Origin of the sequence: Ruminococcus albus AD2013 (genome assembly GCF_000526775.1) — a bacterium.
Taxonomy (GTDB): domain Bacteria; phylum Bacillota; class Clostridia; order Oscillospirales; family Ruminococcaceae; genus Hominimerdicola; species Hominimerdicola alba_A.
In genome coordinates, this window is record NZ_JAGS01000001.1 from 1,373,287 (window position 1) to 1,393,740 (window position 20,454).

Genomic DNA, 20,454 nt, shown 5'->3' on the forward strand with positions numbered 1-20,454 from the left:
TATTACAACTCCTTATTGTTAACATATATTATATCAAGATCGCCTTCAACATGACCTATGCCTATCCCGCGGGAAGCAAGAAGAAGCTCTCTGTGCTTTCCCTCATCGAGGTACTTCTTCACAAACGCCGTGAACACTGCCTGCACGTATTCAAAGCTGCTGTCCTCTTCATCGGAAAAGTCAAGACAGAAAATATCTTCCTCGGAATACCACACCATATGACAAGCCCAGTCGCCGCCCTTGTCATCGGGGTCGAACTTGTCGCAGGCAACTATCTGTATGCCGTAGACAATGCCCTCCATCGCCTCGTCGTAGAGGTTGAAGTTATAAGCCGCTGTATCTTCGGGCATATCATTATTATCGAGCAGGCTGTCGAGCCACTCTTCAAATTTATGATATATCTCCTGAACGATATTTACTTTATAGTCCATGTCAAGCTCATCTCCTTAAATATCAGCTATCTATGACACCGAGTTTCATCAGCGCCATAAATCCGCCGCCGATGGTTATGAGATATCCGAAAATCAGATCTTTATAGAAAGATCCCTTCTCACCAAAAGCAGCAAGCAGCTTGATAACGCCGCTGTAACACTTTCCGAAAGAGACCTCGCCATCAAAAGCACGGTAAAGTGATATGGCGTAGTTGAGCCTTGTGGCGAAATAAACTGCCAGAACTATAATCACAAGCGATATGATAAGTCCAGTCTTGCTCATGCCCTTGCCAAGAAGATAGTAACCGCCCAGTGAACCCAAGCAGATAGCGATACCGCCTATAAAAGCTATCCTGCCAAGAAGCCCTATAAGACACCATAAACCAACGCCGAGAGCTGCACCTATGACAGCCCCGACAGCGCCTGCTATCTTGCTGTCATCGTCATCAAAATACATATATTACTCTTCTCCTTTGATAGCTCCCAGCTTGCACATCTCAGTGCAGATACCGCAGCCTACACACTGGGTATGGTCAATGACCATCTTGCCGTCATGTATGGATATAGCTGGACATCCTATCTTCAGACACTGCTTGCAGCCTACGCACTTGTCCTGATCGCAGTGGAGTGCAGGCTTGTGCTTAACGTATTTCAGCAAAGCGCAGGGTCTTCTTGAAATGATAACGGAAGGCTCTTCCTTAGCAAGTTCTTCCTTGATCACTGCCTCAGTTTCAGCCATGTGATAGGGGTCCACAACGCGGACACTCTTGATGCCGATAGCGTGGCAGAGTTCTTCAAGATTTACAGCAGCAGCAGGGTCGCCCTTGAGGTTTTTGCCTGTTGTGGGGTTCTGCTGATGACCTGTCATACCTGTGATGGAGTTATCCAGTATGATAACAGTGGAATTTGTAGCGTTGTAAGCTATGTTAACAAGTCCTGTCATACCGCTGTGCATGAATGTGGAATCACCGATAACAGCGACGGACTTCTTCTCAGCGTCAGCTCCGAGAGCCTTGTTGTAGCCGTGGAGTGCGGATATGGATGCGCCCATGCATATAGTGGAATCCATAGCGCACAGAGGAGCGGTAGCACCCAGTGTATAGCAGCCGATATCGCCCGATACGGTAACTTTCAGCTTGCTCAGGCAGTAGAACAGGCCTCTGTGAGGGCAGCCTGCGCACATTACGGGAGGTCTAACGGGAACAGTATCCTCGAATGTATCAAACTCGGGCTTGATACCCAGTACCTTATCCCTGATAATGACCTGATTTATCTCTCCAAGCCAGCCGAAGAGTTCCTTACCCTGACATTCGATGCCGTTCTTCTTGCAGTGTGTTTCGATAACATCGTCGAGTTCCTCGATAACGATTATCTTCTTGCACTTGGAAGCGAAATCCTTGATGATATTGATAGGCATGGGGTTCACAATACCAAGTTTCAGGTAGCTTACCTTGTCGCCCAGTGCTTCCTTAGCATACTGATAGCAGATACCTGCGGTAACAACACCGATCTCGGTATCATTGTACTCAACTGTATTGAGGGGGCAGTTCTCACCATACTCAGCGATAGCTCTCATTCTGTCCTCAACAACAGGATGTCTGCGGATAGCGTTGCCGGGCATCATAACGTACTTGGCAGCGTTCTTCTCATAAGGTATAGGCTCTCTCTCTTCCCTGTCGCAGAGTTCAACTGCCGACTGTGAATGTGCAACTCTTGTGGACATTCTTACGATAACAGGAACATCGAACTTTTCGGAAAGCTCGAATGCCATCTTGGTGTATTCCTTACACTCAGCGGAATCCGAAGGTTCTATCATCATAGTTTTTGATGCAGCAGCGTGATGACGGGAATCCTGCTCATTCTGAGAGGAGTGCATACCGGGATCATCAGCAACAGCGATTACCATACCGCCTGTAACGCCTGTATAACCGGCAGTATAAAGCGGATCGGCAGCAACGTTGAGACCAACGTGCTTCATACCGCAGAAGCTTCTTACACCTGCGATGGAAGCACCAAGTGCGACCTCCATAGCGACCTTCTCATTCGGTGCCCACTCAGCATATATCTCCTCATACTTAGCAGCAGCCTCGGTTATCTCGGTAGAGGGTGTGCCCGGGTAAGACGAAACGACTTTACAGCCCGCCTCGTACAGACCTCTGGCAAATGCCTCATTACCAAGCATCAGTTTTTTCATAGCCATCTTTCCTTTCATGCAGGACTGCTCTCAGCAGCCTTCATTTCACAAATACGTGATACAATATAAATACATAAATTGATTATATCACATTTCACCCCAAATTGCAAGAGGTACAGATCAACTTTATATCAAAAGTCAAATAATGGCATTTCCGTAAATAAAAAGCGGCGCATATCCTGCACCGCCGAATAGATATCATATTGTCCGAGCAAAGCCACAATCTAACAAATCAATATATGAAGATACAATGATTAATCCTGCCAATCTACATCATCATAATTTACAGTAAAATCGAAATCCATTTCACTCGGGTCATAATATCCGTGATTAAGATCACAAAAAAGCCTGAGATGTATATCACAACTCGACCATCCATCTTCAAGCTCAGAGTACTCATACGTTTCGACAATACTTTCCCCTGGATCAATATATGTACACGGATATGGCTGAGTAAATGCCAAACTGAAGTCCTCGGGAGTGAGATCGGTCTCCGCCCAGAAATGAGGAGTACAGTTAATACCTACTTCTCTATCGCTGTTATTTGTGACAGTAACATCAACTGCAACAGTATTCTTACCTTTAAAATAATATTCAAAGCTCTCACTTATACGTCCGTCTGAGGTCACGATACTGTGATCCGAATCACGGATAACACAAGGACCGCTAGGAGTCGCTGTTTCGGATGATACTTCATCATTTGATGCTTTATCGTTTACCTTACCGCATCCTGTTAGCAGAACGCATACAGATGTCAACAATATAAGAATTTTCATATTTATCACTTTCCTTTCTTTACCATTATAAAACATACATGATAAAATGTCAATTAATTCAGGAAAAATACTTGCAAAAAAAAGCGGGATATAGTATAATTACAATGATAGTCATTTCAATGACAAAAAAGGGTAACGGATACGGAGCAATACGGAGGATATCAGCATGAAAATTCTTTCAATGGGCAAAATATACACCAAGGATAATATGGAAAAACAGCTTCACCGCTACGGGAGTGCGGCTGTTGAATTCAAAAAGTATTTTGGTGTAAAGCCTGAGTTCTTTTTCAGCGCACCTGGCAGAACGGAAGTCGGCGGAAATCACACCGACCATAATCTTGGCTGCGTGCTTGCCGCAGGTGTTTCACTTGACATTATCGCAGCGGTAATACCCGCCGATGACGGCTATATCACCGTAAAATCCGAGGGCTTCCCTACCGATGTAGTTGATATCTGCGATACAGAACCACGTGAGAACGAAAAGAACACTTCCTCCGCCCTGATACGAGGCGTAGCTGATGGATTCAAAAAGAACGGTCATAAGCTTGGCGGTTTCAAAGCTTATATGACTTCCGAGGTATTACAGGGCTCGGGGCTTTCCTCATCAGCGGCTTATGAGGTCATCATCGGAACGATACTTAACGGACTTTACAACGATGGCAAGATCAACGATGTTGAGATTGCTAAGATCGCTCAGTATGCTGAAAATGTCCACTTTGGCAAACCCTCTGGACTGATGGATCAGATGGCTTCATCTGTAGGCGGACTGATAACAATTGATTTCAAAGACAAGGATGCTCCGTTGGTACAGTGCGTAAACTATGATTTTTCCGAAAGTGGTCACAAGCTCTGCATCATCGATACCAAAGGCAGTCACGCCGATCTTACCCCCGAATATGCGGCTATCCCACCCGAGATGAAGAGCATTGCCGAGCATTTCGGTAAAACAGTTCTCCGTGAAATAACAAAGGACGATGTTATGGAGAATATCGTCACACTAAGAGAAAAATGCGGGGACAGAGCCGTGCTGAGGGCTCTGCATTTCTTCGATGAGAACGAGAGAGTCGCAAAGCAGGAAGCCGCCCTTGAAAAAGGTAGATTCAGCGAGTTTTTAAAGCTTGTAAACGAAAGCGGCGATTCATCGCTGGCATATTTGCAAAATATCTTTTCGGCTGTGAATGTCCGTGAACAGGGTCTGACTATTGCGCTGTATCTTGCAAAAAAGATACTGGGCAGCGAAGGCGCGTGCAGAGTACACGGCGGCGGTTTTGCAGGAACGATTCAGGCATTCGTGCCAAATAACAAACTTGAAGAATTCAAAGCAGAAATGGACAGAGTGTTCGGCGATGGCGCCTGCCATATACTGACTATCCGCGATTGCGGAGGAACAAGGGTGCTGTTTGAAGTATGAGTAAAAGTAATAACAAAGCTATAAACGAGATAAAAGAGATCTTAGGCGACCACGTTGCATCAGGCAAACCCTGCCTTAAAATGGTCAGCTGCGGTGAGATCATGATAAACGAGCTGCCATTCTCTTTCAGTATGCAGAATATCGGTGCAGCCTCTGATGCAGGCATATGCGTAACTATTTCAGGTGAAGCTGTGAACAGTGGCATCGTTCGCTTCACTGACTTTACTTTTATAAAAAATGTAAACGGAAAAGCTATTCCTGAAAGGTATGATCTTCCTTTGGTAAAAAAATCTGACGGCAAGATGATATATCAGGTAAAATTCACCGATATCAAACTTTCCGAATACGACCCGAGCACAGTTTCAACCAAGGAAGATTTTCTGAATGCGCTTTCCGCCCAGTTAACTTTCCGCGTCACTCCCCTTTATGGCGGTAATGGTCTGCCGGAGATAATGCTGTCGGTGTATCCCTTCGGCGACCCGCTGACAGGCTCTGCCACCGAATGGAAAAGAGTTACTGCCGATCAGGATTATTTCCTGCACAACTTAAAAAAGGGCAGAAGGACATCTGTTTTCAAAAAAAGAAGATAAGATAACCAAGTACATTTTATTGTACAGTAAGGAGAAGTAATATATATGAGAATGAGAAGAAAAAGCAACCTCGAAGAAAGACTTGCAGCCTGCGGCGATAAGATACTTTATCTTGACCGCGATGTGCTTGATTTTTCTGTAAAGGACGACCGTGACCTGCTGGATATCGCCGGTATCTTTGGAAACGATAATCCCGTTGAACTGGAGATCGGCTGCGGCAAAGGTCAGTTCATATGCGAACTTGCAAAGCGCGAACCGAATGTGAACTTCCTTGCAGTTGAGGTCAGCTCAAATGTCATCGTCGATGCAGCCGAGGCTGTCATCGCACAGGGCATAGAGAATGTACGCTTCATGAGGGGCAACGCCAGATACCTGGACTGCTTTATCCCCGCGGGACTCATAAAGCGCATATACCTTAATTTTAGCTGTCCCTACCCCAAAAACACCTACGCTAACCACAGACTGACTCACGGAGAGTTTCTTGAAATATACAAGCGTCTCCTCGCCGAAGGCGGAGAGATCCATCAGAAAACCGATAATATGCACTTTTTCGAGTTTTCTCTGGAACAGTTCTCCGAGAACGGCTACGGTCTCAAAAACATTTCCCTCGACCTGCATAACAGCGGTTTTGAGGGCAATATCGTAACCGAATACGAAAAGCGTTTTTCGGATATGGGTATGCCGATATACAGGCTTGAAGCTTACGTAAGATAATAGCTGTACAAAAATAAGTACCGTACTTTGAATAGTGCGGTACTTTTGTTTTTCATGGATATTTTATTTCAGCGACGTACTTCCACGGAATATCCTCACTCTGCCATACACCGTTATCTGAAAGGCGGAAAATAAATCCGTCAGCAGACATTTTAGCTGTATCTATGACAAGTACTACAGGTTTTCCGTGTCGTTTCCCGACTTTAACGGCAGTGTCAATATCCTTAGACAAATGAACATACTGCCTTGACATTTTAAGTATGCCCTTTTCCTTTATACTTTCAATAAACCTGTCAGAAGTCCCGTGATAAAGTACATCGGGCGGACTCATTATCTTCATATCGATATGAACATCGATGCTGTGACCCTGATTGGCTCTTATTTTGGTCTTATCTTCATTAAAGGAATAACGCTTCTTATTGTTTTCGCGGACTATCCGTTCAAGGGTTTCCATATCCAGATTTCTTCCTGTATCGCAGACTCCTCGAATCAAGTCGTCCACAACTGCCCAGCCTTCGCTGTCCAGTTCAATTCCTGCCGCAGAAGGTTCATGCCTTAGTACCAGACTGATGAACCGCCCAAGAGATACATCATCATTTTTTATTGCCGACATATCAGTTTTCTCCTTTCATTTTATAGCTGAATCATCTTTAATTTTAAGTATTATAGCACATTTCAAAACGATTGTAAAGTATTGTTTATCCTATACATCTGTCTGTTTTCACGGTATAAAACGATATTGATTTTTCGTGCTGCAAAAATTTATTACTGTTTTTCGATAAAAAAGTATTGACAAACGCATTTATATATGCTATAATACAATCAAGCTCAGGGGACGCCCGGGGCAAAATAAGAATCTGGAGGTAATTACCATGGTAAACGAATTAACAGGCTGGTCAGAAATGAAATCGCTGAAGCTTTCAAGGCTTCTGGTATTGGGAATGTTTTTCCTGCTGATAGTGCTGATGTTCACATCCTACATAATCGCAGGATGGTTCAGCGCGATATCGGTAGGCAGCGGAGTTATAAAAAGCAATCTTACAGGTGCAGTTACAGCGATGATATGCATATGCGATGTTTTCGCACTGATAGCAGTAGCCGCACTTCACAAACTGCTTTCAAACATTTCCAAGGACGAAGTTTTCATTTCACAGAACACACTCTGCCTCAGGATAATATCCTGGTGCTGCGTTTTCGCGGGACTGACGATGGTATTTTTCAGCCTGTGGAGATTTGAATTTCTCTTCCCTGCTTTTTTTGCAATGTTCCTCGGTCTTATAATCCGCGTTTTAAAGAACGTTCTGGAAAAAGCAGTCGAACTGAAATCAGAAAATGATTTCACAATATGAGGAGGCGGTAATATGGCTATAATCGTTAACCTCGATGTGATGATGGCAAAGCGGAAGATATCATCAAACGAACTTGCAGAAAAAATAGGTATCACCGCAGCAAACCTTTCTATCCTCAAAACAGGAAAAGCAAAAGCTGTACGTTTTTCCACCCTCGATAAGATCTGCGAGGTACTGGAGTGTCAGCCGGGAGATATCCTGGAATTCAGAAAATAAAAGTACAGAATAAAGGGAACAAAAGAAAGAAGAACGATCAAACGGATATATAAATATACAAGCCGTATCGACAGAAAAAAGATCGGGAGGAACGAAAATGGAGATCAATAACCCAATAAACGGACAGGATAATGTCCCACAGTCTGATGTAAAGACAATGCCGATGCCTTTCGGAGAATATCCCTCAGTCATTCAAAAGGAACAGATAGTTTTCACAAAAGCCGAGAAGATCCTTTCTATAACAGCATTTATCATCGCCTATGGAGTTGTGCAGTTTGCGATTTTAAACACCTCAGGCTTTTTCACAACAGGAGTATTTTTGCTTTTATTCGCTGTGGTGATAGGATATCTGAAAAAGACCGGTCACAAATTCATGACTTCACACAAGATCTTGGCAGCTGAGATAATAGCTTTTTCCACAGTTTTTTCACTGACAGCAAACGACTTCATCAAAACGCTCGATATGATATTCCTTCTGCCCGCCGGTGCGTATCTGGTATATGGCGTGTGCGCTGAAAAAGATCTTTTCGGCAAATTCTCAATATTCGAGCTTCTGAAATGTTCGATAGAGAACCCGATATCCCATTCGGGAAAAGAATTCTCAGCCGTCGGAAGTACGGTAAACGTAAAAGAATCGGGCGCAAAGATCAAGGCTGTCATAGGCGGACTTATTCTTGCTATCCCGCTTACCTTGATCGTAGGCGGACTGCTGATGTCCGCTGACAAAGGGGTAGAATCAATACTCACGAACCTTTCTGGATTTGTAAATTTCTCCAATATTATACCAGCTATCTGTAAGATCATTCCTGCAGCTCCGATTGCCGGGTATTTATTCGGACTGTTGTATTCACATACCCACCCCGAAAAGACAAAAGCACTCAACGAGGAAAACTGCACATCTTTTATCAGTAAGCTTCGTTTTATATCTAACACTGCAGTGTACATTTCGGTAACGCCAATATGCTTGCTTTACGTGCTTTTCTTCATTTCACAGGCGAATTATTTTCTGTCAGCTTTTTCAAACAGACTTCCTGCTGATTACAGCTATGCAGAGTACGCAAGGCGCGGATTCTTTGAGCTTTTCGCAATAGAGCTTATAAATGCAGGCGTTATATTTGCAATCAACTTTTTCTCTAAAAAATCAGGTGAAGAAAAGCCCCGCGCACTTAGATTTTACACTGTGATGATATCGTTTTTCACCCTGCTTATCACAGCAACAGCAATCAGTAAAATGGTGCTTTATATCCAGAATTACGGGCTGACCCAACTTCGCGTCTACACCACATGGTTCATGGTTCTGACTGCAATGATATTCGTGTACGTGATAATCAGGCAGTTCAAGACTGATTTTCGTTTCATGCGTGCAGCCGCTTTGACATTCACGCTGATGTTCGCACTGCTGTGCTTCTCTCGCCCTGATGCGATAATAGCGAGATACAACATGGAATATTGCTCAGAGCAGCTTACTTTTAGCGATATCAAGGAGATGTGTGACCTTTCATCTGATGCTTCAGCTGTTGTAACCGAAGATCAGTACAAGGAGCTCATCAACAGCAAATACATGAATGACGACTCTTCCAGGGATCTTTACATCAACAAAGAGATCAATGGCGATGAATATATATGCAACCGCGCAGGCAGAAAGCTGGATAAATCAGTATATAACTATTTCAATTTTTCAGCATTAAAGCTTAATGAGCAGATATCGAAATGAGCATGATATTTACCTTTTATCAGATAGCTTTCATGATAATCATACCGACATTGTTATTATTCTGAAAAAAGCTTGGAATTGTCCGTAATCTAATCGCAGCAAAAATATGACAATAATTCCACCGATCCACAACAAAGAAAAAAACGGCGCGTTTCACACTTACATTCATGATCATACATCAAAAAATGCGGAGGATAAAATTTCCTCCGCATTATATTTTTATGATAAAATCACTGCTTTATCAAAAACATCGTATAGATCATTCAGCGATCTCTTCAGAAACAGTGTCATCAGCAACAGAATAATCTTCAACTGCAGCATCAGCATCATTTCCATCTACCCAGCCTTCCAAACTGGGAAGTTCGATAGCAACTTCCTCAAAAGAGAATTCTGTGAAAATAGTGGTCTGGAACATTTCATGTGTGGAGTACTCGATCTTATCGGGGCGAGTGCTATCATCATTATAGTAGTACTTGAAAACAGTAGCATTTCCGTCCTCTTCACTTGTAGCAACAAGTCCAGTGAACATATCGGGACCATAATACTTTTCACAAATCATGCCGTCATCAGTTGTTTCGCTGCTTACAAATACATAGTCAGATTCGATACCCATAGTGTACATACCGGGCTCGACATTCAGATACATAGGATCGGGATTTTCATTCTTATAATACGTCTTAAGATTGTGGTTCAGAGTATACATAACACCGTCGATAACGAAAATCTCATAATGCTCTTCTTCGTTCTTTTCGCCCTCTTTTTCGTTCTTTTCGCCCTCTTTTTCGTTCATTCCGCCCTCTTTCATGTCGATATGATAGTTGTCACCATTCATCTCAACAGTGGTAGTTGAATCCTCATACATATCAGAAGTATTTACCATAGTAAGCTTGAACTTCTTATCGTTGAGGGAATCATAGAAAGCCTTTGTACGGGTATGCTCAGCAGGATCCTCTTCCTTTCCGGAGGTCTCATCTTCGGTAGTAACTGCTGAATCGCCGGACTTGGAAGCCTTGCTGTCCTTATCGGAATCCTTATCCTTTTTACCACATGAAGCGAAGATAGCGCAGGACATAGTAAGTGCGCATAAAATTGCTATATACTTTTTCATTATACATTTCCTTTCTTGAATTAAAAATACAATTCTTGGATATAAAGATACAATAGCATTGTACCACAGTCAAGCACACACGTCAATAGCACTTTTGACCAATTTTTATGTGTTTCTTAGCATTCAAAGTGGACATTTTCAAGCCAAATGACCATATTATAGGACTCATTTTATAAAAAATTTACGTATAAAAAGAACAAAACAGCCGAAATAGCTCTCGGCTGTCTGTCAGAAGGAATATATAATATGAAATAAAAGGAGAATGGAAAGCATTTTTCATTGTTCGGGTTCCGCAGACAAGGCGTTCAGCGGGGTAGAACTGTCGCCTTGCCAGGGTGTACCGGAATACCCGAGATTAGAAAATAAGGTGGAAATTGGAGTATATTCATTCCATGATGAATGCTTTACTTATTGGGAACAGTCTCCCAATCCTTAAGAAAACGCTCAATTCCGTTATCGGTCAGAGGATGCTTGATCATCTGTCTGATAACACCCATAGGAACAGTTGCGATATCACAACCTGCTCTTGCAGCGTCAACAACGTGTATAGGATTTCTGATGGATGCGGCAATGATCTCAGTCTTGATGCCCTGTACCGAGAATATATCAGCTATCTCCTCGATAAGATCCATACCTGTCATGCCTATATCATCAAGTCTGCCCAGGAAAGGTGAAACGTAGGTAGCACCTGCGTTTGCAGCAAGTATAGCCTGTGCAGCGGAGAATATCAGTGTTACGTTTGTCTTTATGCCCATCTCTGTCAGTCTTTTGCAAGCTTTCAGACCTTCAGCGCACATAGGCAGCTTGATAACGATATTCTTATGTATTTTGGAAAGAGGTATAGCCTCTTCTACCATCTTGTCAGCTTCAAGAGAGATGACCTCGGCGGAAATAGGACCGTCAACGATCTCTGTTATCTCCTTGACAACTTCTTCAAATACTCTTCCCTCTTTAGCAATAAGAGAAGGGTTAGTAGTAACGCCGCAAATAACACCAAGTGACTCTGCTTCTCTGATGTCATCAACGTTAGCGGTATCAACAAATAACTTCATATTAATTTCGTCCTTTCGGTTAATGAACTGTTTTATTTTCTGATATTATTATACAGCTGAACCAATGATAATTCTATTCATTTTTTGCTTATGTATAAATAATAATTGCGATTATTTTTTTATTGTTTAAAATCAACAATTAAACCATGATATATGAAGTTTTCGGCAAAAACGCAATATTTGAAAGTCCACCCGCAATAAATGATTAGTTAATTTATTCTGATAGAGGTTATAATAAAGGCGTTCAAATCAACAATTTTTGAACAAGGCAATTTATGCTGTATTATATTATAAAAGTATCATTTTGCTTATAATTTTGATATTGCGAGGTGTCACCATGAAAAAACAGCTTACTGTATTTATATGTGCAGCAATGCTTCTGTGCAGCTGCGGAAAGAACACTGAGAACAACAATAAGTCGCAAAGCAAGCAGCAGAACTCTCAGGCACAGAGTAGTAGTACTGCATATGAATCGAAAACCGCAGAGCTGCCATCACTAAAAGAAATATACGCCGAAGATTTTTATGTAGGCACAGCGGTATCTCCTTATCAGCTTGCCGAGCCCGATTGTATATCATTAATAAAGGAACAGTTCAACAGTATGACCTGTGAAAACGAGATGAAGCCCGATTCCTTACTTGATAAGCAGACAACACTTTCTGATATTGAAAAATACCGCGAATGTCCTGCCGTGCATTTTGACAAATGCAAAGAACAGCTTGAATTTGCCAAAGAGAACGGCATAAAGATGCGAGGACATACTCTCATATGGTACTCTCAGACACCCGAATGGCTATTTTATAAGGATTACGACACCTCCGGTGAACTTGCCGACAGAGAGCTTATGCTCAAGCGCATGGAAAACTATATCAAATCGGTGTTTGAATGGGCAGATTCAGAATACCCGGGACTATTCTATGCCTGGGACGTTGTCAATGAAGCCGCTGCAGATCAGGGAAAGGCAATGCGTGACTGTCTTTGGCTTCAGACGATAAGCGATGACTACATCGAGAAAGCTTTTGAGTACGCAAGAAAATACCAGCCCGCGGGTGTAAAACTATATTATAACGACTACAACGCTTTCCAGATAAATAAACAGTTGGAGATAATCGATTTTCTCAGACCCGTTGCAGAAGCCGGGAATATCGACGGAGTCGGTATGCAGTCCCATATCGGCACATGGTGTAATACCGAAAGCTACGGTGAAGCTCTCAGAAGATACAACACGGAACTTGGCGTTGAGATATCCATCACAGAACTTGATATAAGCAAAGATAACTCAGAGGACTGGCAGAAAACTCAAGGTGATTACGCACAGAAATTCATGGAGAAAATACTTCAGCTAAAAAGCGATGGTGTTCCCATAACCAGCTTTACTGTCTGGGGCCTTAAGGATACAATGAGTTGGAAAAGCAATGAAAGCCCACTCTTTTTCGACGGTAAAATGAACGCAAAGCCTTCTTTTTACGGCCTGGTGGCAGCGAAAGATCCTGATGCAGCAGTTATAGAAGACAATTGATGAAATTTCAAGTCTAAATATGATTTTCAGCGCATTGTGGGATGGTTGCTAAGTAATGCATATACAAATACCGCAAGGTATGGCACAGAATACTTCACGATATGCGCAAGAGAAAATCATGTACATATAAAAGGATGGGACTTGGCTTTAAGGAGATATTTCTGAATTCGTATATGAAGAGCGTATTCTATGGCATCAAGCGTTGACAAATCTTATGAAATATGTTATGATAACATCTGTGAGCATACTATACGTCAGCGGAAGCGGCAACGCTTATGAGGAAAGTCCGGGCATCACAGAGCAGGATAGCTGATAACGTCAGCCGAGGGCGACCTCCGAGCCAGTGCAACAGAGATATACCGCCGCATAAATGCGGTAAGGGTGGAAAGGCGGGGTAAGAGCCCACCGGAGTGACAGAGATGTCACTGCCATGTAAACCTTATCCGATGCAACACCAATGGCGGCTGAAAGGTCAATGGCTGCTCGTCAGACCCGAAGCCGTAGGTGGCTTGAGCTGTGCGGCAACGTACAGCCTAGATAGATTGACGTACTCGACAAAACCCGGCTTACAGGTAAGCTCATGCCCCGCTTCGGCGGGGCTTTTTTATGTAATAATATATCCTGATGCTTAAATAGAGTGCCGAATAAACTTTTGATTGACATTTCAATGGCGGTATGCTATGATTAAAGCTATAATTGTCAGGATTTACTTTTAAGCATAAAAACAGGAGAAAAATATGGAACTTTATTTGCGTATACTTTTGGGCATAGCTGTTTGGTTCATTACATTTGTGAGCGGTATGAAAATCTACCAGATATATAAAAACAAAGCCAAAAAGCCTGTCCCCGATGAAGATAGGATAGATGTACTGAGAAAATACTCGGAATACGAAGAAATAGAAGTCAAAAACAAGCATTATCCTGAAATGGAATTAAACCATCCCGTACCCGAAATACTGCACAAATATGATTATTCTTCTTATTGCAATAGAAATGGGGATGAGATCGTATTTTCAATGCTGGATTTTGTTTGTGATCATTTCAAGCATTATAGTCATGGTGTACTACCTAGTAACCCAAGTCTTGTGAGTGTTGTTAGAAGCTGTGAAGAAAATGAACAAAAAACCAATTGCAGAGGATTATCACTGATCCTCTCAGAGCTTCTGCGAATAAATGGTATCAGAGCCAGACACGTAACTTGTAAACCATATGAAGAGCCGTTTCGGGATTGCCATGTTGTAGTAGATTGTCTGATGCCCTCAGGTTCAAGAATAATGCTTGACCCTACATATCGGCTTTACTTTACAGATGGTAACGGAGAATATGTTTCATTGCGGCAGCTTCGAGAAGCAATTATCGCAGGTAAAACACTTCACCCGAATAAAACCGCTTCATATAACGGAACCGGATTTAACTATGATGAATACATAGAATATATGTCGAAAAATCTTCTGAGATTAAATACAAATTATCGCTTGAACGATACAGACTCTATTTCCTCCCAGATCGAACTTATCCCAAAAGGATACAGCACTAAGGGTTATTCAAGAAAAGTGCAATACACTACATCACCGGAATATTTCTGGAACATAGGTGAGAATTAATTAGTTGAATATACACAATGCCCCGAAACATTCTGAAATGCTTCGGGGCAAAGCTTATGTATGTGTATCAGAGCTTTACCCCCTTCGCTGTTTTGCGGGGCAAAAAATTGTCCTTTTAACTAAATTTGGCAAGGGTTTAACGCTAAAATTTCACTTGACATAAAGAGTGACGGGGTGTATAATTAATATGTGCATCTGTGGGAACAATCCATTTGACGCGAAAGGAAATGAACAATGAAGATTTATAAGCTCGCCGCTGTGCTGACAGCTGCAATGATGGCATTCTCATGTACAGCTTGCAGTCAGAAAAATAGCAAGAAAAGCAAGTCGGCGAAAAAACATAAAACAAGCAGTTTCGTTACTGATGAGAGCACAGCGGACGAAATAGTCACCGACGGTGAGACTGATTCTGTCACAGCGCAGAACGGTGTACATATCAAACAGGCATATGACCTGCTGAAGAGCGATCAATATCGCATAAAACTTACTTATACCGATGCTTCCGGAAATGAGACCGAGATCACAAGACTCAAAGACGGTGATAACTATTACGAGCTCCAGACCAATGAGATCGGGACAAGCGGTTTTATAACAGTTGACGGAACATCTTATGATTTCGACAATGTGTGCGGCATTTACCGCAAAAAGAATTCGATCATACCAATAAGTGTTATCGAAACCGTTGTGGAGCAGGATCTTCCCGCTACCGACACACACATAAATGCCGAAGACGCAAAAATCTATGATGTTGAAGAATACACATATACAGGCGGTTCTTACATAACCGTTATGGATTTTTACTTTGATAAAGAAACAGGGCTTCCCGCCAAGTACACTACTACATATATGGTCGAAGCTGTAAACGGAGACGAAGGCATGACCGAGACCAGGACTATCAAGGAGATATCCTACGGTTCTGAAGATGAACTGCTGACCACCGACGGCCAGACCAAAAACATTGACAGATCTGTGTTTGATTTGTCGTTCTTATCAGGTCTTGTTGATTTCGGCGTTATGACCCCCGAACAAAAGCTTGGATATTGCCAGGCGATATTTGTCACCAGCGGCGTAAGCGCTGAAGAACTTACTTCTGCCGCAATGAATGATGAAAAATTGAAAAATATATCCTATGAGGAACTGACTTCGCTGGTATACACCTACGGAGACAAAATCTGAGAGGGATCCCGATATAATGAACATCTTGAAATTATTGCACCCTAAGGCGTGCATAGAATATCTTTACAATGACTGCACTGCAAGACAGACCCTTGAAAAAATGAAGAACCACGGTTATTCCGCCGTTCCTGTTATCGACAGAGAGGGCAGGTTCGTAAAAACAGTGTCCGAGGGCGATTTTCTGCGTTTCATGGTAGAAAAAGGTATGTATGATATCCGTGAGATGGAAAGCTTTCCGCTTGAAAAAATACCCCCGAAGATACAAATGCAAACCGTGAACGTGTCTTCGACTGTGGAAGATCTGATACTTCTGAGCATGGATCAGAACTTTGTTCCTGTCATCGATGACAGAGGCATATTTATCGGTATCGTCACAAGAAAGGATATACTGGATTATTGCTACAAGACGATCATGCATCAGGACAGCAGTGAAACTACGACCGAAAAGGTTTAAAATAACAGAATTACTGAAAGGAATGGTAAGGAGAAATGAAGAACAGTAACCGTAAGGGCGGCGCCGCAGTTGTCGCTCTGCTGGTAATGATCATCATCGTGGCAGTAAGCTGCGCACTGATGGTAGTTACAGGCAGAAAGATGATCAAACCCAACGAAAGTGTGAGCTCACCCGCGACCGCAGACTATGACACCACCCCCACCGACGAGGAAACAACTGCCGAGGACGATCTGGCAGAACTGATACCCGAGCCGAAGCCCTCAATGCTTCCCGGTGTATCAGACAAGTATGAAACAGTAAATCTTAAAGATATCACCTGCGAAAAAGCTATTCTGCTGGACAGCGAATCCAATGAGATACTGGCAGGCGTTAAGTATAACGAGAGGATCTATCCCGCATCTCTGACAAAGCTGATGACCCTGCTTGTAGCGGTTGAAAATATCGATGATATGAACGCCAAGTACAAGTTCACCAAAAAGGACATCGAACCCCTGCAGGAAGAAAACGCAAGCTGCGCAGGCTTCGTGGCAGGCGATGAAGTTACTATGGAAGATCTGCTTTATGCAGCTATTCTTCCCAGCGGAGCTGACGGCACTATCGGTCTTGCAAATGCTATTGCAGGCAACGAAAAGAACTTTGTCAAGCTGATGAACGACAAGGTAGCCGAACTCGGACTCACCGATACCAATTTTGCTAACGCAAGCGGTCTGCATCACAAGCAGCACTACACCACTGCTCAGGATATAGCAGTTATAACAAAAGCCTGCATGGAAAACAAAACCTGCCGCAAAGTACTCTGCACAAAGACATGGACCACAAATCCTACTAAGGAATTTAAAGACGGTATCGAGCTTGACAGCATTTTCCACTCTCGTTTTGACGGCTACTTTATCGACACCGATCAGGACGGCAGCGACGATGCAAAGATACTTGGCGGTAAGACAGGTTTCACCGATGAAGCAGGTTACACCCTTGCAACTGTAGTTGAATACAAGGGCAAGGAATATATCACAGTTACCACAAAGAGCGATACGTACTTTGATTCTGTTGAAGATTCCATACTCATCTTTGAAAACTATCTGCCCGGCGCAGTCGGTACTCCCGATGACCGCAAGGAAAAGGAGCCCGATACCGACAGCAGCGATGAATCGGAGGAAGAAGTTAACGAAGGCACATTCATCACTCTCAAGGAAAAAGATAACAGCAGCAAGAGCGATGATGACGATGACAGCAGTTCAAGACCCGTTCCCGACGAGGACGTTGAAGCATAAAAGATATTTGTCCGAGAACAGATTGTTCTCGGACATTTTTTATGCGCTGACACAATATGGATAATATCACAGAAAATACACAATAATATGTTAGTATATATTAAGGTAATGTGCTGACAGCTGATATGACCAGATGCACAACCAACTATACTAATGCGAGGAGAGTTTGCATGGGCGATATTTCCTGCGTATGCAATTATTTATGAGTAAAAACAAAAACAGCACCACAGCATTCCGTGTGGCACTGGGTGGTATATGTGCGGCAGTATGTCTGCTTTTGATGTTCAGCAGTTCTTTCCTGCCGGGACTAAGCTATGCTATACCGGTGTTTGCAGGAGTGCTTATGGTCGTGATGATAGTCGAAACTGACAGCAAATGGGCGATAGCAGATTACTGCGCGGTGAGTCTCCTTTGTATATTCATAACACCTAATTTTGAAGCTTCCCTGCTGTTCATACTGTTCATGGGCTATTACCCGATATTGCAGTTCCGGCTTTCAAAAGAAAAAAAACAAACTTTTAGTCTGGATCGTCAAACTTGCAGTTTTCAATATAGCGATAGTTATATATTACAATCTCTTCAAATTCATATTCACATCGGTGGATATGCTAGAAGGCACCGAGTTTCTTGGAAAATATGCAATACCCCTGCTGTGGGCTGAAGCGCAGATATGTTTCCTTGTGTACGATAAATTCCTGTCGCTGACGATAGACGTTTATATAAACTGGTTCCGCAAAAAGATACTGCGGAGAAAATGATATGTTTTGGAGATAAGCAAAATGAAAGAAGAAAATACACAACATATCACGGAGAAAACAGATACTAAAAAACATCTCCACGAACACAGAAAACGCCGAAACAAACGACGCGTACAAATAGTCACGGTAATAGTCATACTGGTGCTTCTAACGGTAGCCTCACTGGCATCTATACCCTTGGTAAAGGTTCTGCGTACCGAAGAAGGCATGGACAAGCTGAAAGAAACACTTGAAACCAAGTATTCAGGTATTGAGAGTATGCTGATATTCATGCTGATACAGGCAGTACAGGTCATAATCGCAGTTATCCCGCCTGTGCAGATAATCGGTGGTGTACTATTCGGCTGGTTCATAGGATTCCTGCTGTCTTTCGGTGGAACGATGCTTGGCACCTTCGTAATATTCATGATGGTCAACAAATTCGGCAAACCATTAGTAGAAGCTTTCATAGACGAAAAGCACCTGACGAAGTATAAATTTCTTCAGGACGAAAGCAAGCTGATCAAAGTGCTAGTGATACTCTACCTGATACCCGGTATACCGAAGGATATCATATCCTATATCGTACCGCTGACAAAAATCAAAAGACGTGATTTTTTCATGTACGTCATGCCATGCCGAATCCCCGCGATCCTGATGTCAACGACCCTCGGCAGCAATGCGATAGACGGTAATTTCAAGACTGCACTTTGCATTATTTTCGCAGCGATAGTTCTTGGAATATTCGGATTTCTTTTCAAGGACAGCATAGTTGAAAAGCTGAAGGGGCACAAACACAAGTCATAAAATAAGGCACTTCCGTTTTATGGAGGTGCCTTTTATCATATGCGTTACATCATTTAGGGTAAACGAATCTTTTGTTCTCAGTGAGGTCGTTAAGGTAGCGTCTGATGTAGTACTTAGCCATATTGAGGTTCTGCTCGGAATAGTTTCCGCATTCCTCAGGCTTTGCACCGGGGATATCACCTTCAAAATCAAGTATGAACTTGCACATATCAACGATAGTATCATAAACGCTCTCGGATGTCTGTGCGCCGAAGAAGATCACATAAAATCCTGTACGGCAGCCCATTGGTCCGAAGTAAACAACATCATCCTTGACGGGACAACTGCGGAGAAATGTCGCGCCAAGATGCTCTATCGTATGCATCGCAGGAGTATCCATAACCGGCTCGCGGTTGGGAGCGGTCATTCTCATATCAAAAGTAGTAGTCACAGCTTCACCCTTGCAATCTCTGCGGGACACATACAGTCCTGGGAAAAGATCAAGGTGATTTACCTGAAAGCTTGCAATCAGTTCCATAATTTTCCTCCTTAGTTTTTCTCAGCGCCGAGCTTTTTAAGAAAGCCGACAAGTATATCCAGTTCAGCCTTTGCAGCCTTAGCAAGGGACTGAGCATAATCGTTGTGGGAATCATCATCGCCGTTATCGGATACAGTTCTCAGCACGCAGAAAGGAACTTCGTTGACATAGCATACATGACCTATGGCACCGCTTTCCATTTCGCAGATTATCGCGTTGAACTCACTCCTGAGTTCATCTCTCTTGGCACTGCTGTTAACAAAGCAGTCACCAGAGGCAATAACACCCTTTTCGTTCCTGACACCAATTTCATCAGCTGCAGAAGCAAGCAGATCAACACAGTGGGCATCGCATTCAAAATACACCTTGTTTATACCTGATATCATACCCTTGGGGTCACCGAATGGAGTGGTATCCATATCGTGCTGTACTACCGCCGAAGCGATACCTGCATCACCGATATCAAGTTTATCCGTCAGTGAACCGCCAACACCTGCGTTTATGATGACATCTGTCTTGAATGTGACTATCATAGCCTCAGCACATATAGCAGCAAAAACCTTACCAATACCACATACCGCGGCAACAACGTTCATACCAAAAAGTTCGCCGTAAACGAACTCTATGCCACTGACAGTATATGTACTTCCGTCTTTAAGCAGTCCTTTTATTGCATCGACTTCGGGCTTCATCGCGCCGATAACGCCGACTGTATACAGATCCTTATTCTTAAACATTATAACCTCCGTAAATTGTAAAATTTCGCAGGAGCAGTCCCCTGCCAAAACCTGCAAATCAACGAGAATATTATATC

The 20,454-nt window shown here is 42.9% G+C and carries 22 protein-coding genes and 1 other RNA gene; 14 read left to right on the top strand and 9 right to left on the bottom strand.

Annotated elements, in window-relative coordinates; translation table 11 throughout:
- Positions 1–2: 2 nt before the first annotated feature.
- The 4 genes from N773_RS0106125 to N773_RS0106140 form a co-directional block, all read right to left on the bottom strand.
- Complete coding sequence (locus N773_RS0106125; protein WP_024856964.1) at positions 3–431, bottom strand: hypothetical protein; 429 nt, start codon at positions 429–431, stop codon at positions 3–5.
- A gap of 22 nt (positions 432–453) precedes the next feature.
- Positions 454–888, bottom strand: coding sequence for a hypothetical protein (locus N773_RS0106130; protein WP_024856965.1), 435 nt, complete (start codon positions 886–888; stop codon positions 454–456).
- 3 nt (positions 889–891) lie between these two features.
- Positions 892–2,625 carry an indolepyruvate ferredoxin oxidoreductase subunit alpha gene (gene iorA, locus N773_RS0106135; RefSeq protein WP_024856966.1) on the bottom strand — a complete coding sequence of 578 codons (1,734 nt, stop codon included), beginning with the start codon at positions 2,623–2,625 and terminating at the stop codon, positions 892–894.
- A 254-nt stretch (positions 2,626–2,879) separates the two neighbouring features.
- Positions 2,880–3,401 (bottom strand): hypothetical protein, encoded by a 522-nt coding sequence (locus N773_RS0106140; RefSeq protein ID WP_024856967.1) that lies wholly within the window; start codon positions 3,399–3,401, stop codon positions 2,880–2,882.
- Between the two features lie 166 nt (positions 3,402–3,567).
- Here N773_RS0106140 and N773_RS0106145 point away from each other — a divergent pair, with 166 nt between their 5' ends.
- The 3 genes from N773_RS0106145 to trmB are packed head-to-tail and all read left to right on the top strand — an operon-like array spanning position 3,568 to position 6,116.
- Positions 3,568–4,812: a galactokinase gene (locus N773_RS0106145; RefSeq protein ID WP_196231607.1), complete on the top strand. Its 1,245-nt coding sequence runs from the start codon at positions 3,568–3,570 to the stop codon at positions 4,810–4,812.
- Positions 4,809–5,402 carry a hypothetical protein gene (locus tag N773_RS0106150; RefSeq protein ID WP_024856969.1) on the top strand — a complete coding sequence of 198 codons (594 nt, stop codon included), beginning with the start codon at positions 4,809–4,811 and terminating at the stop codon, positions 5,400–5,402. Before N773_RS0106145 ends, N773_RS0106150 begins: the two co-directional genes overlap by 4 nt.
- A 45-nt stretch (positions 5,403–5,447) precedes the next feature.
- Positions 5,448–6,116 carry a tRNA (guanosine(46)-N7)-methyltransferase TrmB gene (gene trmB, locus N773_RS0106155; protein WP_024856970.1) on the top strand — a complete coding sequence of 223 codons (669 nt, stop codon included), beginning with the start codon at positions 5,448–5,450 and terminating at the stop codon, positions 6,114–6,116.
- 52 nt (positions 6,117–6,168) lie between these two features.
- Here trmB and N773_RS0106160 read toward each other — a convergent pair whose 3' ends face one another.
- Positions 6,169–6,729 carry an RNA 2'-phosphotransferase gene (locus N773_RS0106160; RefSeq protein ID WP_024856971.1) on the bottom strand — a complete coding sequence of 187 codons (561 nt, stop codon included), beginning with the start codon at positions 6,727–6,729 and terminating at the stop codon, positions 6,169–6,171.
- A gap of 259 nt (positions 6,730–6,988) precedes the next feature.
- Between N773_RS0106160 and N773_RS0106165 the strand changes: the two genes are divergently transcribed.
- From N773_RS0106165 to N773_RS19860, 3 genes are all read left to right on the top strand, one after another.
- Entirely contained in the window at positions 6,989–7,465 is a 477-nt protein-coding gene (locus N773_RS0106165) for a DUF2975 domain-containing protein (RefSeq protein WP_024856972.1), read from the top strand.
- Between the two features lie 12 nt (positions 7,466–7,477).
- Positions 7,478–7,681 carry a helix-turn-helix domain-containing protein gene (locus N773_RS0106170; protein ID WP_024856973.1) on the top strand — a complete coding sequence of 68 codons (204 nt, stop codon included), beginning with the start codon at positions 7,478–7,480 and terminating at the stop codon, positions 7,679–7,681.
- Between the two features lie 97 nt (positions 7,682–7,778).
- Complete coding sequence (locus tag N773_RS19860) at positions 7,779–9,395, top strand: DUF4153 domain-containing protein (RefSeq protein WP_024856974.1); 1,617 nt, start codon at positions 7,779–7,781, stop codon at positions 9,393–9,395.
- A gap of 259 nt (positions 9,396–9,654) precedes the next feature.
- Here the strand turns inward: N773_RS19860 and N773_RS0106185 are convergent, their stop codons facing one another.
- Together N773_RS0106185 and fsa are read right to left on the bottom strand one after the other, a co-directional pair.
- On the bottom strand, positions 9,655–10,503 hold the full coding sequence (locus N773_RS0106185) for a hypothetical protein (RefSeq protein ID WP_024856975.1): 849 nt from the start codon (positions 10,501–10,503) through the stop codon (positions 9,655–9,657).
- Between the two features lie 404 nt (positions 10,504–10,907).
- On the bottom strand, positions 10,908–11,555 hold the full coding sequence (fsa, locus tag N773_RS0106190; RefSeq protein WP_024856976.1) for a fructose-6-phosphate aldolase: 648 nt from the start codon (positions 11,553–11,555) through the stop codon (positions 10,908–10,910).
- A gap of 337 nt (positions 11,556–11,892) precedes the next feature.
- Between fsa and N773_RS0106195 the strand changes: the two genes are divergently transcribed.
- The 8 genes from N773_RS0106195 (at position 11,893) to N773_RS0106225 (ending at position 19,123) form a co-directional block, all read left to right on the top strand.
- Positions 11,893–13,074 carry an endo-1,4-beta-xylanase gene (locus N773_RS0106195; RefSeq protein ID WP_024856977.1) on the top strand — a complete coding sequence of 394 codons (1,182 nt, stop codon included), beginning with the start codon at positions 11,893–11,895 and terminating at the stop codon, positions 13,072–13,074.
- Between the two features lie 239 nt (positions 13,075–13,313).
- An RNA gene (gene rnpB, locus N773_RS21480) (RNase P RNA component class A) lies at positions 13,314–13,659 on the top strand.
- Positions 13,660–13,811: 152 nt separating this feature from the next.
- Positions 13,812–14,678 carry a transglutaminase-like domain-containing protein gene (locus N773_RS0106200; RefSeq protein ID WP_024856978.1) on the top strand — a complete coding sequence of 289 codons (867 nt, stop codon included), beginning with the start codon at positions 13,812–13,814 and terminating at the stop codon, positions 14,676–14,678.
- A 234-nt stretch (positions 14,679–14,912) separates the two neighbouring features.
- Positions 14,913–15,854 carry a hypothetical protein gene (locus N773_RS0106205; protein ID WP_024856979.1) on the top strand — a complete coding sequence of 314 codons (942 nt, stop codon included), beginning with the start codon at positions 14,913–14,915 and terminating at the stop codon, positions 15,852–15,854.
- A gap of 16 nt (positions 15,855–15,870) precedes the next feature.
- A complete protein-coding gene (locus N773_RS0106210) occupies positions 15,871–16,308 on the top strand; it encodes a CBS domain-containing protein (protein ID WP_024856980.1) in 438 nt (145 codons plus the stop codon).
- Positions 16,309–16,343: 35 nt separating this feature from the next.
- A complete protein-coding gene (locus tag N773_RS0106215) occupies positions 16,344–17,579 on the top strand; it encodes a D-alanyl-D-alanine carboxypeptidase family protein (RefSeq protein WP_024856981.1) in 1,236 nt (411 codons plus the stop codon).
- 202 nt (positions 17,580–17,781) lie between these two features.
- Positions 17,782–18,240 carry a hypothetical protein gene (locus N773_RS21785; RefSeq protein WP_242840359.1) on the top strand — a complete coding sequence of 153 codons (459 nt, stop codon included), beginning with the start codon at positions 17,782–17,784 and terminating at the stop codon, positions 18,238–18,240.
- Positions 18,241–18,358: 118 nt separating this feature from the next.
- Positions 18,359–19,123 carry a TVP38/TMEM64 family protein gene (locus tag N773_RS0106225; RefSeq protein ID WP_024856982.1) on the top strand — a complete coding sequence of 255 codons (765 nt, stop codon included), beginning with the start codon at positions 18,359–18,361 and terminating at the stop codon, positions 19,121–19,123.
- Between the two features lie 49 nt (positions 19,124–19,172).
- On the opposite strand, the gene N773_RS0106230 is transcribed toward N773_RS0106225, so the two are convergent.
- Both N773_RS0106230 and N773_RS0106235 read right to left on the bottom strand, forming a co-directional pair.
- The gene (locus N773_RS0106230; protein WP_024856983.1) at positions 19,173–19,640 is read right to left on the bottom strand and encodes an S-ribosylhomocysteine lyase; all 468 of its coding nucleotides are present in this window, start codon (positions 19,638–19,640) and stop codon (positions 19,173–19,175) included.
- Between the two features lie 11 nt (positions 19,641–19,651).
- Positions 19,652–20,377 (bottom strand): 5'-methylthioadenosine/adenosylhomocysteine nucleosidase, encoded by a 726-nt coding sequence (locus tag N773_RS0106235; RefSeq protein ID WP_043537820.1) that lies wholly within the window; start codon positions 20,375–20,377, stop codon positions 19,652–19,654.
- Positions 20,378–20,454 lie beyond the last annotated feature (77 nt).